The sequence below is a fragment of the Streptomyces sp. NPDC097107 genome (assembly GCF_044762405.1).
Taxonomy (GTDB): Bacteria; Actinomycetota; Actinomycetes; order Streptomycetales; family Streptomycetaceae; genus Streptomyces; species Streptomyces thinghirensis.
Genome location: NZ_JBIWEF010000019.1, coordinates 64,114 through 77,583, shown reverse-complemented (window position 1 = coordinate 77,583; position 13,470 = coordinate 64,114). Strand labels below are relative to the sequence as shown.

Annotated in this window: 11 protein-coding genes and 1 pseudogene; 5 read left to right on the top strand and 7 right to left on the bottom strand. The window is 67.8% G+C overall.

Features of this window, described 5'->3' with window-relative positions; translation table 11 throughout:
- The first annotated feature begins 58 nt into the window (after positions 1 to 58).
- A complete protein-coding gene (locus ACIQ1J_RS32875) occupies positions 59 to 598 on the top strand; it encodes a phenolic acid decarboxylase (RefSeq protein ID WP_403562654.1) in 540 nt (179 codons plus the stop codon).
- A 202-nt stretch (positions 599 to 800) separates the two neighbouring features.
- Positions 801 to 1,670, top strand: a complete 870-nt coding sequence (locus ACIQ1J_RS32870; protein WP_403562652.1) for an alpha/beta hydrolase — start codon at positions 801 to 803, stop codon at positions 1,668 to 1,670.
- A 228-nt stretch (positions 1,671 to 1,898) separates the two neighbouring features.
- Here the strand turns inward: ACIQ1J_RS32870 and ACIQ1J_RS32865 are convergent, their stop codons facing one another.
- The 3 genes from ACIQ1J_RS32865 to ACIQ1J_RS32855 form a co-directional block, all read right to left on the bottom strand.
- The gene (locus ACIQ1J_RS32865; RefSeq protein ID WP_403562650.1) at positions 1,899 to 2,921 is read right to left on the bottom strand and encodes a zinc-binding dehydrogenase; all 1,023 of its coding nucleotides are present in this window, start codon (positions 2,919 to 2,921) and stop codon (positions 1,899 to 1,901) included.
- Between the two features lie 10 nt (positions 2,922 to 2,931).
- Complete coding sequence (locus tag ACIQ1J_RS32860; protein ID WP_403562648.1) at positions 2,932 to 3,792, bottom strand: fumarylacetoacetate hydrolase family protein; 861 nt, start codon at positions 3,790 to 3,792, stop codon at positions 2,932 to 2,934.
- A 107-nt stretch (positions 3,793 to 3,899) separates the two neighbouring features.
- Positions 3,900 to 4,745, bottom strand: coding sequence for an IclR family transcriptional regulator (locus ACIQ1J_RS32855; RefSeq protein ID WP_403562646.1), 846 nt, complete (start codon positions 4,743 to 4,745; stop codon positions 3,900 to 3,902).
- 49 nt (positions 4,746 to 4,794) lie between these two features.
- Here ACIQ1J_RS32855 and ACIQ1J_RS32850 point away from each other — a divergent pair, with 49 nt between their 5' ends.
- Together ACIQ1J_RS32850 and ACIQ1J_RS32845 are read left to right on the top strand one after the other, a co-directional pair.
- Positions 4,795 to 6,510 (top strand): IlvD/Edd family dehydratase, encoded by a 1,716-nt coding sequence (locus ACIQ1J_RS32850; protein ID WP_403562692.1) that lies wholly within the window; start codon positions 4,795 to 4,797, stop codon positions 6,508 to 6,510.
- Between the two features lie 45 nt (positions 6,511 to 6,555).
- Positions 6,556 to 7,166 (top strand): annotated as a pseudogene (locus ACIQ1J_RS32845) (SDR family NAD(P)-dependent oxidoreductase); the annotation flags it as partial.
- A 90-nt stretch (positions 7,167 to 7,256) separates the two neighbouring features.
- Here ACIQ1J_RS32845 and ACIQ1J_RS32840 read toward each other — a convergent pair.
- From ACIQ1J_RS32840 to ACIQ1J_RS32825, 4 genes are all read right to left on the bottom strand, one after another.
- The gene (locus tag ACIQ1J_RS32840; RefSeq protein ID WP_403562690.1) at positions 7,257 to 8,039 is read right to left on the bottom strand and encodes a carbohydrate ABC transporter permease; all 783 of its coding nucleotides are present in this window, start codon (positions 8,037 to 8,039) and stop codon (positions 7,257 to 7,259) included.
- A gap of 134 nt (positions 8,040 to 8,173) precedes the next feature.
- The gene (locus tag ACIQ1J_RS32835) at positions 8,174 to 8,950 is read right to left on the bottom strand and encodes a carbohydrate ABC transporter permease (protein WP_403562644.1); all 777 of its coding nucleotides are present in this window, start codon (positions 8,948 to 8,950) and stop codon (positions 8,174 to 8,176) included.
- Between the two features lie 187 nt (positions 8,951 to 9,137).
- A complete protein-coding gene (locus ACIQ1J_RS32830; protein WP_403562642.1) occupies positions 9,138 to 10,409 on the bottom strand; it encodes an ABC transporter substrate-binding protein in 1,272 nt (423 codons plus the stop codon).
- Positions 10,410 to 10,589: 180 nt separating this feature from the next.
- Positions 10,590 to 12,596, bottom strand: a complete 2,007-nt coding sequence (locus ACIQ1J_RS32825) for a hypothetical protein (RefSeq protein ID WP_403562640.1) — start codon at positions 12,594 to 12,596, stop codon at positions 10,590 to 10,592.
- Positions 12,597 to 12,792: 196 nt separating this feature from the next.
- Between ACIQ1J_RS32825 and ACIQ1J_RS32820 the strand changes: the two genes are divergently transcribed.
- A complete protein-coding gene (locus ACIQ1J_RS32820; protein ID WP_403562638.1) occupies positions 12,793 to 13,419 on the top strand; it encodes a TetR/AcrR family transcriptional regulator in 627 nt (208 codons plus the stop codon).
- Positions 13,420 to 13,470 lie beyond the last annotated feature (51 nt).

Genomic DNA, 13,470 nt, shown 5'->3' with positions numbered 1-13,470 from the left:
TTGCGGCAAAATGAAATTGTCGCCGCCGGGCGACCCGACAGAAGGGCACGGGAGCAACATGACCTCCGCTGCAACTCACCAGACCGCCGTCCCTGCATGTATCCCTCCGCAGGACCTGTCCGGCATCGTCGGCCACCGCTTCATCTACACCTACGCCAACGGCTGGCAGTACGAGCTGTACGTGAAGAACGACCACACCATCGACTACCGCATCCACAGCGGTCACGTCGGCGGCCGCTGGGTCAAGGACCAGAACGTCGACCTGGTCATGCTGACCCAGGGCGTCTACAAGCTGTCCTGGACCGAACCGACTGGCACGTCGGTGTCGGTGAACGTGATCCCCGCCGAGCGCGTCCTGCATGGGGTCATCTTCTTCCCCGACTGGATCAAGACTCACGGGGAGCGCACGGTCCTGTTCCAGAACGACCACCGCGACCAGATGCGCGCCTACCGTGACGCCGGCCCCGCCTACCCCATCTACGTGGTCCCCGAGTTCGCCAAGATCACCTTCGCCGAATACGTCGGCCAGGACGACGACGAGGTCATCTCGATCGCTCCCGCCGACCTCCCCGCGGGTTGGTCGGACCGCACCAACTGAGCCCGCTCACATGACGAAGGACGCGAGCACGTGATTGCCCGGGCCCGGCGATGCTGACCAGGAGCGCAGCGGGTATCCGATGCGCGCCCGGCAGATCCCGGGCGCCTGTACCGGCTTATCGCCGACACCTTGTTCCGTTCCTCACCCTTCTCACTCTGGAGTGACTGCCATGCCTACCAGGCACACCTTGATCGCTCGCGCTGTGCAACTTCTTTCCGGACCGAAGGTGCGCCCCATCCCCGAACTCCGGTTCGCCGACCTGCCCGCCCGCACGCGCACGCTCACCGTCCCCACCGACGCCGGTCCTGTGCCCTGCACTGTCTACGAACCCCAGCCGCAGCCCGGAACCCAGCCTCCCCCGGTCTTCCTGAACCTCCACGGCGGCGGCTATGTCATCGGCCACCCCGAGCAGGACGACCACATCTGCCGCTACCTCGCGGCGAACGTCGGCTGCGTGGTCGTCAACGCCGACTACGCCACCGCCCCCCAGCACCCCTTCCCCACCGCGCCGCGGCAGGCGTACGGAGTGTGGCAGTGGCTCGTTGCCAACGCTGCCGCGCAGGGCTGGGACGGGAGACGGCTAGCCGTCGGCGGACACAGCGCCGGCGGGGCCCTCGCCGCAAGCGTCGCCCGCCAGGCCCGCGACAACGGCACGTTCGCCCCGCTTCTCCAGATCCTCGACTATTCCCCGACGGACCTGGCCAAGGACCCCGCCACCAAGCGGGCCCGCACCGACAAGGCCCTGATCAACCCGAGGTATTCGAATATCTTCAACAACGCCTACGTGCCCCGCATAGCTGACCGCCTCGACCCGCTAGTCTCACCTGCCCTCGCCAACGACCTCGAAGGACTCGCACCCGCCCTGGTCATCACGGCCGAGTACGACTCGCTGCGCGACGAGACGGACGGCTTCGCACGGGCGCTGGCCGCTGCGGGAGTCCCGGTGACCCACCAGGTCATCAAGGGCGTCGATCACTTCTTTACCCACCACGGCCCGGTGGATGCGGCCAAGCAGGCCCTCGCGCTCATGGCCCACTCGCTGCGGACTGTCTTCTCCGACCAGCCGCGCTGAGCGCGTGCCATCTTCGGAGCAATGCTCAGATCCTGTGGATCGGCTCTGGGAGGCGAACCTTCCCGAGTGATCGATCGACTGGTATCGAGTAGGCCCGCGTTGCCGCGCGGGTCGGTAAGGCACGCCCATGCTGTGCAGGTCAGGGATATCCGTTGCCTTTTCGGCGATTACTACGGGGAACCCCCTTCCGGGCGGCGGTGCTGCGCGTCTACAGGTCTCGTAGCCCGATCAGCCCGCGATGTTTCGCGGGTCCACATGGATCTTGGGGCCGGCTCTGGCCCCCCGTGGACGCTCCCCGGCGAGGACGGCGCCGACTTGGCCCAGGCCCACAGTCGCCGCCACCAACGGCCGGGGATCCACCGACCCGTCCGCGTACGCCGCGATGGTCGCGTCGAGCGCAGGTGACGCCGACAGAAGACCGACAGCTGTGACGTCCTTGAGCGCGAGCGTCCGGGTGTCGATGCGGCTCGGTTCGCCGGCCAGGCCGATGCACACGATCCGGCCGCCCGGCTCCACCAACTCCAGCGCCAGGGCTGGGAGGTGCGGGGCGTTGGAGGCATCGACGATCGAGTCGAAGGGGAGGTCGGGGAGGGTGTCCTCCCGCCAGAGCCGCTCGAATCCTAGGGTGCCGGCGAAGTCCAGGGAACTCTGCTCCTTGCCCATGATGTGTACGTCGGCTCCGCCGGCCCGCGCGAACATCGCGACCAGCAGGCCGATGCTCCCCGGACCGAGGACCAGCACCCGTTCGTTCCTGTCCGCACTCGCGGCCTGCGCGGCGCGCAGGGCGTTGCCGCCCGGTTCCACCAGGGCGCCGAGCGTGGCGTCGACGGAGTCGGGCAGGGGGTGCAACGAGGAGGCAGGTACGGCGAGTTGCTCAGCCAGTGCGCCGGGTTGCCCGTCGCGGACCCCCACCTCTCGTCGCTTCTCGCAGACATGACCGCGGCGCCGCAGGCAGCGTCGGCAGTCGCCGCAGCCGATCATCGTGTCGCCCGTGACCCGGCGGCCCAGCCACTCCCGGCCGACACCGGCTCCCACCGACCGCACCAGGCCGGACCATTCATGGCCGAGGCGCATCGGGAAGGACGAGTGTCCCTGGTGCAGGTAGGCCATCTCGCCGGTGAAGAACTCCATGTCGGTGCCGCACACGCCGACGCGTTCGACATCGATGACCACTTCTCCGGGTGCGGCGACCGGCTCAGGGATGTCCTGTACCTCGTACGTGCCGGGGCCTGTCAGGACGAATGCGCGCATGGCTTTCCGCTCACCGAGGCCCGAGGACGTGTTGGCGCTGCGTGCCGAGACCGGTGATGCCTAGCTCCATCACGTCGTCCGGCTTGAGCCATATCGGTGGAGTGAAGCCCATGCCGACCCCGGGCGGGGTGCCGGTGTTGATGAGGTCCCCTGGCTCCAGGACCAGGAATTGGCTCAGGTAGTGGACGATGAAGCAGGGGTCGAAGATCACCGTCTTGGTGTTGCCGGTCTGCCGGCGCTCGCCGTTGACGTCGAGCCACATGTCGAGGGCGAGGACGTCTTCGATCTCGTCGGTCGTCGCGAGCCAGGGCCCGGCCGGGTTGAAGGTCTCCGCGGACTTGCCCTTGGCCCACTGTCCACCGCGCTCCAACTGGAAGGCGCGCTCGCTGACGTCGTTGACGACGACGTATCCGGCGATGGCGTCGCGTGCCTCCTCCACCGAATCCAGGTAGCTGGTGCGCCGGCCGATGACGATGCCGAGCTCCACCTCCCAGTCGGGTTTGGTGGACCAGCGCGGGATGCGCACATCGTCGTCGGGGCCGACCAGCGTGTTGGGCGACTTCGTGAAGAGGATCGGCTCGTCCGGAACGGCCATGCCGGATTCCGCGGCGTGGTCACGGTAGTTGAGTCCGATGCACAGGATCTGGTGCGGGCGGGCGATGGGCGCGCCGATGCGTTCTCCGGCGAAACGGGACACCTGCCCCGCCGCCGCGCGCTCGGCCACCACGGGTCGTATGCGGTCGAGGCCACCGGACCCGAAGAACTTCTCGTCGAAGTCGCTGACGAGGTCGGAAAGGTCGACGTACGTGTCGTCGTCGAGGCGGACGACGGGCTTCTCGGCGCCGGCGGCACCGATGCGCATCAGATGCAAGGGCTCAATCTCCGTGATTCAAGGGGTGGTTCAGCGAGGGAATCGGATCGGCTGGCCGGACAAAAGGAGTAACCTCTCGGGGCTCGCGGGCGTGAGTCGCGGCGTGGTCACTGGAGCGGTGCTCCCAACGGGCCGAGCAGTGAACGGATCTCGTCGTAGGCGTCGATCAATGTGCTCAGCGGGGTGCGGTAAGTCAGCGCGCTGACGCTCACCGCACCGGACGGGCTCGTCGCCGAGGTCGCGTACACGGGCAGGGCCAGGCAGTTGACGCCGGGCTCGTTCTCCTGGTCGTCCAGGGCGTAGCCGCGCTCCCTGATGGCCCCGAACTCCGCATACAGTTCCGCGGCGGTGCAGTTGGTGCGCGGGGTCCGGCGTTCCAGAGCGCCGTCGCCGATCCAGGTCTCGACCTCATGGAGCGTGCGCAACTCATGGGCGAGCAGCAGCTTTCCGACGCCGGTGGTGTGTGCGGGATTGCGGCCGCCGACGGTTGAGGTCAGGCGGACGGCGCCGGTGGGCGGGTCGACCTTGGCGCGGTAGACGACCTCGTGGCCGTCGAGCAACGCGTAGTGCGCGGTCTCACCGAACCGCTCGGCCAGGCTCTCCAGAACCGATCGTACGCGCACGTGATCCGGGCGCGCCTCGTGGTGTGCGAAGGCCATGCGCAGGAATTCGTCTCCGAGCAGATAGCGTCCCCGGGCGTCCTGGTCGGCCAGACCGGCCCGGCATAGAGACTGCAACGCGCGGTGCACGGTCGGCTTGGGGCTGGCGATCACCCGTGTCACTTCCTCCAAGCCGACTCCGTCGGGATGGCGCGCGAGCTCCTTGAGCACGGCGAGCACCCGGTCGGAGCCAACAAGTCCCTTGGTACCCACCTCAGTTGGGTCTCCTACCGGCGGGTCGGTCTTCCTGCCGCCGAGGGCTTTCGGTCCGTCGAACATCTGCGTATCGTCCATGACGTTCCAGAGATTAGACCAATGTACCGATTATTGGAATGAGTTGGGTGTGGAGCTTCGAAGTGCGCAGTGGTACGCGGGACAGGATCGCAACGCCTACATTCACCGGGCCTGGATGCGCCGCGGTGTCCCGGACGACGCCTTCACCGGCCGCCCTCAGATAGCCATCGCGAACACCGCATCCGACCTGACGCCCTGCAACGCGCATCTGAACGAGGTGGCGGCCTCCGTGCGCAACGGCGTATACGAGGCTGGCGGGATCCCGCTGGACCTGCCCGTCGTCTCGCTGGGGGAGACAAACGTGCGACCCACCGCGATGCTGTGGCGGAACATGGCGGCGATGGCCACGGAGGAGATGCTGCGGGCCAACCCCCTTGACGGTGTGGTGCTGTTGGGCGGCTGCGACAAGACGATCCCGTCGCTGCTCATGGCCGCGGCCTCGGTCGATCTGCCCGCTGTCGTCGTGCCCGGCGGACCGATGCTGAACGGCTCCTTCCGTGGCACACCGCTCGGCTGCGGCACCGATGTCTGGCGGCTGTCGGAGGAAGTCCGGGGAGGAACACTCAGCCAGGAGGACTTCACACGCTCCGAGTCGGCGATGATCCGCAGCCGTGGCCACTGCAACACGATGGGCACCGCTTCCACCATGGCCCTCGTCGCCGAGGCCCTCGGTACTGTCGTACCGGGCGTGGCCGGAACTCCCGCGCCCGACAGCCGACTTCTGCAGGCCGCGCACCGGAGCGGGGGAGCCGCGGTCCAGATGATCGGTGCCGATCGACGTCCGAGCACCTTCCTGACCAAAGCCTCCTTCCACAACGCGATCGTCGCGCTGGCCGCCATCGGCGGCTCCACGAACGCTGTCGTCCACCTCCTCGCTGTGGCCGGCCGCCTCGGTGTCGGCCTTACCCTCGACGACTTCGACCGCATCGGTTCGCGCGTCCCGGTCCTCGTTGACCTGCAACCGGCCGGCCGGTTCCTCATGGAGGACTTCCACCGCGCCGGGGGTCTGCTCGCGGTCCTGCGTGAAGTGCGGGATCTCCTCGACCCGGACGCGCTCACCGTCACCGGCAGGCCGCTCGTCGAGTATCTCGACACCGCCGCCGTCTGGGATGCCGAGGTCATCCGTCCGCGTGAACAGCCGCTCGTCGACGAGGGCGGTATCGCCGTGCTCCGCGGCAACCTCGCCCCCGACGGCGCTCTCATCAAACCTGCCGCCGCCTCTCCTCATCTCCTGCGGCATCGCGGCCGGGCGGTCGTGTTCGACTCCGTCGAGGACTTCCACGACCGCATCGACGACCCTGGCCTGGAGGTGGTCGACGCGGACTCGGTGCTCGTGCTGCGCGGCTGCGGGCCCAAGGGGTACCCGGGCATGCCCGAGGTCTCCAACATGCCGTTGCCGAAAAAGCTGTTGGAGCAGGGCGTACGTGACATGGTGCGCATCTGCGACGGCCGGATGAGCGGCACCGCGTACGGCACGGTCGTGTTGCACGTGGCACCCGAGGCGGCAGCAGGCGGCCCGCTCGCTCTCGTGCACACCGGCGACGTGATCAGCCTCGATGTCGAAGCCCGCCGTATCGACGTCGAGGTACCGGCCCACGAACTCGCCCGCCGCGTGCCGAACGAGGCCACCCTCGACGGCTTCGCCCACCCGAAGCGGGGCTGGGAGCGCCTCTACGTCGACCACGTCCAACAGGCCGACACCGGGGCGGACCTCGACTTCCTTGTCGGCTCCAGCGGCTCCGACGTCAGCCGCGAATCCCACTGACCGGCACCTCCGTACCTCTGCCCGAGGTATGTCCGAAGGAGCGACATGACGACGAACACTGCCCGGACCGCCCTGATCACCGGGGGAGCCAGCGGCCTGGGCGCGGCCGCGGCCGAGCGCCTGCGCGCCGACGGCGTCAAGGTGACCATGCTTGACCTGGCCGGTGCGGACGTCTCCGCAGACGTGACGGACGAAGCGGCGCTGCTTCGCCTTGCCTCGGAGGCAGGTCCCTTCGACATACTCGTGAACTCGGCTGGCGTCGTCGGTCCGAGCGCCCCGCTCCTCGACACCACCGCCGCACAGTGGCGCCGCGTCCTTGACGTCAACGTCATCGGGACCGTGAACACCCTGCGGGCCTTCGTCCCCGGCATGCGCGAGGGCGGCTGGGGCGGGTCGTCAACTTCGCAAGCATGGCGGGCAAGGACGGCAACCCCAACCTGTCCGTCTACTCCGCGTCCAAGGCCGCGGTCATCGCCCTGACCAAGTCCGCCGGCAAGGAACTGGCCACCAGCGGCGTCCTGGTGAACGTCATCACACCGGCTGTCATCGCCACGCCCATGAACGACTCCACCGCCCCCGACGTGCTGGAACACATCACCGGACTCATCCCGATGAAACGCATCGGACGCCCGGAGGAGGTGGCCGAACTCGTCGCGTTCCTCGCGTCCGACCGCGTCAGCTTCTCCACCGGTGCCGTCTACGACATCAGCGGTGGACGGGCGACCTATCGACCCCCGGTACAGGACCTATCCCTTGATCGCGCCTTCGGAAAGACCCGGGACGATGCGCCGCTGGACGAACAGATAGGCGACGACGAGCGGCAGGCTCGTGAGCACGACGTGCGCGAAGATCAGATTCCATCGCACGATGGATGTGTCCGGCGACGCCGATGCGAACTGGTAGAGGGCCATGGGAAGCGTTGCCCTTTCGCTGCCCTGGAGGAGGAACGCCGCGAAGAAGAACTCGTTCCAGATGGTGATGATCAGGATCATGGATCCGACCAGGAGCACAGGAAGCAACAGCGGCAGAACGACGTGCCGGTAGATCTGAAGTCTGCCCGCGCCGTCGACCTCCGCGGCGTCCTCCAGTTCGGCCGGCATCGCCCGGATGAAACCGGTGGCGAGGAAGACGACCGTTCCCATGCGTGTCCCGGTCATCACGAGGAAGTAGCCGAGCCGCGTGCCGTCCAGGCCCGTCAACTGCAGCTCGTAGATGGTCGGGAGGACCGCCGGCGGGAGCAGGATCGACAGCACCGTGAGGTTGTAGGCGAACTTCATCGTCGTACTGCGTGATCTGGCGTACGCCCATGCCGCCAGCGAACCGAGAAGCAGAGCCGAGGCGATGGTCGGCACGGCGATGAGCACGCTGTTCATGACGGCTGCGCCGTAACGGCCCTCGCGGATGACCGTGGCGTAGTTGTCGACGAGGCTCCAGGTTTTCGGCAGCCCGAGCCCGAGGACACCGGCCTCTCTGAGGGGTTTGACCGAGTTCACCAGCAGGAGCCACAACGGGATTCCGATCCAGCCCACAGCGACAGCCGTAAGGAGCACGACTCGGGTGGTCTCCCGGAGCCGCCTCCGGGAGACCACCCGGGAACGGACCGCTGGACGTGTGCAGACCACCGCCTGAGACGGAGCCGGAGAGCGAGTAGCGATGCCGGTCATCACGCCTCGATCTCCCGACTGCGCAGGAACGCGATCAGCGGAAGGGCGATCCCGGCCACCAACGCGGTCACCACCAGGCTCAACGCGCTCGCGGTTCCGAAGAAGCCCCCGCCGTACTGCGTGAACACCGCGACGTTGAGCACCGCGGTGGAGTCGCCGGGACCTCCACGAGTGGTCGCCATGATGATGTCGAAGGCGCTCAGCGCCCCGATGAGTGTCACGACGATCGTGAACGTGAAGGCCGGTGCCAGGAGGCGCAGGCGGATACGCCAGAACCGCTGCCAGGCGTTCGCCCCGTCCACCGTCGCGGATTCGATGACAGCCCGTGGGATCGCGTTGAGGCCGGCGATGTAGACCAACGTCGTCAATCCGCTCCACTTCCAGGCGTCGATGAAAGCCGTGGTGGCCAACGCGCTGAAGCCGTGCCCCAGCCAGGCGTAGTCGAAGCCCGGTACGACCAGGCCGATGGCCCTGTTGAGCGGTCCCGCCGGGGCGACGATGGCGGACCAGATGTATCCCGCGGCGACCGGTGCGATGAGGACCGGCAGGAAGAACACGGCGCGGAAGACGCTGTTGACCCGGTCGGAACGCTGCAGGGCCAGGGCCAGGCTGAGGCTGAAGGCGTTTTGGACGATCATAGCGATGACCGCGTACGTGAGTGTGGCCTCGAGCGCACCGGTCAGGATGCCCTGCTCGGCCATGCTCCGTAGGTTGTCGAGGCCGTTCCAGCTGATGTCTTCGGCATAGCCGGTCCATCGGGTGAACGCGAAGCGCACGTTCAGCAGGAACGGGAGCAGGAAGAACGCGAAGACCAGGAGGAAGGCCGGCAGGGCAAGGGGCCACCACCGGCTCCGGCCGCGGCGCGCGTTGCCCGGTGGGCCGGCGCTCGCCGAGCGCAGCCTGCGGAGCGCCGGAGGCACGTTCGCCATCGAATGCACTGATCGAAGGGGTCGCATCGACTCGTCACCACCCCGGCAGACCGGCGGCCTCGGCGCCCTGCTCGAAGGCGGTCTGCGCCTTCTTCCCCACGCCCTGCGGTGTTTCCTGGCCGCTGAGGATCCCCGTGGTGTAGGCGGCGAACCGGTCGCTGAAGCCCACCAGGTCGGTGTTGAACGCCAGAGCCGAGTTCGTCTTGTACGCGTCGGTGATCTGCCGCTGCAGGTGCTGCACGCCGGACGAATCCTTGAAGCCCGAAAGGAGCGGGGCCGTCCTGGATTCGTCGATGTACTGCTGGTACCCCGCACCGGTGGCGTACTTGACGAAGGCGAGTGCCGTGCCCTGACGCCTCGCGTCCCCGGATTTGGGGACGTACCAGGTGCCGGAGACATTCGGCGCCCAGGATGCGATGGGACCGTCCGCCGACACCGCGGCGAAGCCGATGGTCGCGTCCGTCTTCTCGGTGTCGCCACCGAACTCCTGGTTGAACGGGCTGAGATCGGAGCCGAGTGCCACCATCGCGCTCGACCCGTCGGCGACGGATCTCACCGATGCCTCGAACGTGGCGGTGGTGGCGTCCTTGTTGAAGCAACCGTCCTTGCGCAGCCGATCGTATGCGGACGCTCCGGCGACGAACGGGCCGTTCCGGTCGTCGAACTCGGCCTTCTTGTCCGTGACCTTCTGTGCCCAGTCATCCCGCTTCTGAGCGGAACTCATGTACAGGATGCCGCCCAGGATCTGTGTGGGCCATTGTGAACCGCCGCTCTCCCAAAGGGGGTTCACGGCGGGATTCTTCGCTTTGAGTACCGAGCAGATGTGGCTCAGGTCGTCGTACGTCTTCGGGGGGCGCAGTCCGGCCTTCGTGAGCACGTTCTTGTTGTAGAAAATGCCGAAGAGCCCAGGGCTCTGGGTGACCGCCGCGTACACCTTCCCGCGGTACGCCCCGACCTGCTGGTAGAGGTCGCCGGACTTGGCGACGTACGGCATGCTCGACAGATCCACCATGTTCCGGGCCGGGTTGAGGGCCCAGAAGGCGGAGGTGGCGTGGTATTCGAGGATGTCGGGCCGGCCTCCGCTGGCCCACTTCGTCTGGACCTGGTTCTCGAAGCCGTCCGCGGCGATCTCGACGATGTTCATCTTGACGCCGTACTTCTCCCCGAACCGCTCGTAGACGTTTCTGATCGATTCGGGATCGGCGCTGTTGGTCCAGACGGTCAACTCCTTGGCCTGGACGGTGGCCTCCGCCGTCCCAGGAGGTCCGGAGTCTCCGCCGGCGCCGGGGTTCGAGCACGCGGTCATCGCCAGAACTCCGAGGATTCCCGCTGCTGCGCCTCTGCGCGTCACGCCCTTCATCGGGCAACCTCCTCCTGTGCGGCTGCGGAGCCTGTCTCCGTGCATGAGGTTCGTGTCCGACGGGTGAGGGCAAGGACCTCGGCAGTCCTCGCCCTCGCCGCCGGACGCATCCACCGCGCCGACAGCTCAGCCGACCCGCAGGTTCGTCGGCGTGATCGTCTCGCCGGCCGTCACCTTCACCGTGGCCGGGCGGCCGCCGGGGAGCGTGATGACAGCGATGCCGCGGTCGTTGGTGTAGGCGTCCTGACCGGGGGTGTCGATCCGCGCGTGGGTCACCGGCCGGGTGTCGACAGTGGTCTCGTGTGGGCCCATGCCGCCGACGCTCGCGGTCACCTTGATCTCGTAGCGGCCATGGCCGAGGTGCTTGGCCGTCGCCTTCATCTGCGGCTTCTTCGGCAGTCGCTCGGGGCAGGAGCCCCTCTGCGTCAGCCACGACGGTGGTCCCGTTACGGTCTTGCCGTCGTAGGTGGCGGTGGAGGATCCCTTGTAGGTCGGCGTGCCGGTGGCGTTGCCGCCGGTGATCTCGAGGTCCTTGCGGAGCGATCCGGTGTGCTCACCCGTCATCACGAGGTCGGTGACCTCGTGGACCTTGGTGATGCCGGGTTCCAGGACATCGATCTTCTTGGTCCCGTCGAGGAACGTCTTGCCGTCCTCGGAGTAGTTCTTGTACGTCGCGGAGAAGTCGCCGTAGACCGCGCCCTGTTTGCCGTTGTACTGGATGTCCACGGTGCCACCGCCCGGACCGTCGAGAGTCACGTCTCCGACGTAGCCGAACGGAGGGTGCCAGTCGGCCGGGGCCTGGGCCCAGTCGCCGACCTCGGAGCTGACGACGGGTTCCGGCTTGGTCGGCTTACGACCGGGCATCTGAGCGATGGCCAGATAGTCCGGGACCTCGCCGGAAAACAGTCCGGAGCCCTGCTTGACCGCGTTGAGCGCGAACCTCGTCCCGTCCGGGCTCCATGCCGACCACCCCGTCACGGTGGTGTGTGCGTGCACGTCCGGGGCGATGATCGGCTGCCCCGACACCGAACCTCCGTGGTCGCCCTCCCCGGGCGTCAGCCACACCACGCCACCGCAGGCCAGGTTGTTGGGCGTGTTGATCAGCATGCCGGCCTCGGCGCCGACCATCGGCGCGTCGATGAAGCTGCGGTGGGGCATAAGGCCGCCGAGCGCGTCCCACATGTTGTGGGTCCGGTTGCTCCACACCACGGCACTCCTGCCGTCGGGCGAACCGGCGAAGTCCTCGTCCCAGTCCGGGTGGTGGGTCAGCCGCTTGCGGACCCCCGTCTTGAGGTTCACCTGCCAGACCTCGGGGTTCTCCGAGTGGGTGCCGCCCGAGTGCACGTACGTCACATGGCTTCCGCCATGGGTGAACGTCTTCAGCTCGTAGAGTCCCGTGCTCTCCGACCAGGCGTCGATGTTCCGGTCGGTCGCCGAAGTGGGGCCGGGCGGGTTGATGACCTTGGGGTCTTCGGCGACGTACTTGTTCTTCTTGCGGACGAGCTTGGCGACCACCATCTGCTCGAGGCCGTCGGTGCGGACGTCCGAGTAGCCGATGTGCTTTCCGTCCTGCGCGAGGGTGGGGTAGGCGCCCTGGCGGACGACGCTCTGCGGTCTGTTCGCCGCACCGCCCGGCGGGATCACGCCGAGCGGGGGGTTCGCCGTCGAGAGGTCGTACGGCAGGTACTTGGACGTGCGGCAGTTCACGATGCTGGGCGCGCATTCGAGCACGCCATGGAACCCGAGGAAGGCCCGCTTGCCGTCCGCGAACGGGAAGACGTAAGGGAGCCGCGGGAGGTCCGCCCCGGTCGAGCAGGTGAGGCAGCGGACGCCCTTGCCCTTCAGGTCGGTGATCCACACATCGCTCTTCGTCTTGCCGTCCACCGTATGAGTCCCGGGGAACAGCAGGTGCTTGCCGTCGGGGGTGAAGGACGGTGAGGACCCGCGTACCTCCGGTGGCAGCGGGACACGCTTGAAGGTGATCGGCTCGAACGGAACGCCGGCGGTCCTGCCCGCGGGTGCAGCCGCACGGTCGGCCCTCGCTTCGCCGCTGCTGGCGCCGGCGTCGGTCGCCCCCAACGTCAGGAGCAGGGACGCGGTGGCGCCCAGAGCGGGCAGGATCCGCCAACGCACGCTCGCGTTCACTGACGGATGCATCGACCGCGCCGTCGTCCCGGCGGCGCGACGGCGCGAACGGGAAGGGGACATCTTTCCTCCGTGCGTGTGGATGTGGGTGGGGTGCTGCAGAGAGGCGACTCGTTCTTTACTTCGCGTCAAGCTAGGGTGGATCTTTACTTCGCGTCAAGAAGTCGTCCTATACTTTCTTCTCATGTCCGTCCGCACCGCGCTCGGCCCGAGTGGCCGCCGCTTCGACGAAGACCAACTGCTCGACGCGGCCCGTGGCGTGTTCCACGCGGCCGGCTACAGCGCTGCCCAGATCGCCGACATCGCACAACGGGCAGGGACGACCAGGCCCACGCTCTATGCCCGCCTCGGGAGCAAGGAGCAGATCTACCGTCGCGTCATCGAACGCGAGGCGGACGTCCTCAATGGCTGGATCGCCGACGCCTACGAGCACGGGGCCGAACTGTCGCTCACTCACCTCGCACGAACGGGAATGGAGCCGCTCTTCCGCCTGGCCGCAGAGCGCGCCGAGGGCTTCGACCTGCTCTTCCGTGGGGACAGGACCGGCGACCACCCCACAAGTCTTCGGCGGCAGGTCCTGGGCGCGGTGACCGATCGGCTCGCCGGCCTCATCGAGCGCCGCCAGCAGCCCTACGGCCCAGCGCCCAGGCGGACCGCCGAAGGGCTTGCCGCCGCCTGCGTCGGCGTCGCCATTCAGGTCTGCGAGCACGCCATCGACCGCGGCGAGGATCTCGGCGAGGCCACGCGCCTGGCCGCGCACTTCGTCGCCAACGCGTTCCGGAACCTCGACTTCGGCGCACTCGCGGAGTAGCGCGGTACGTCGGCACCAGGCGGCCCCCTACATGGGGAGGCCGCCTGGTTC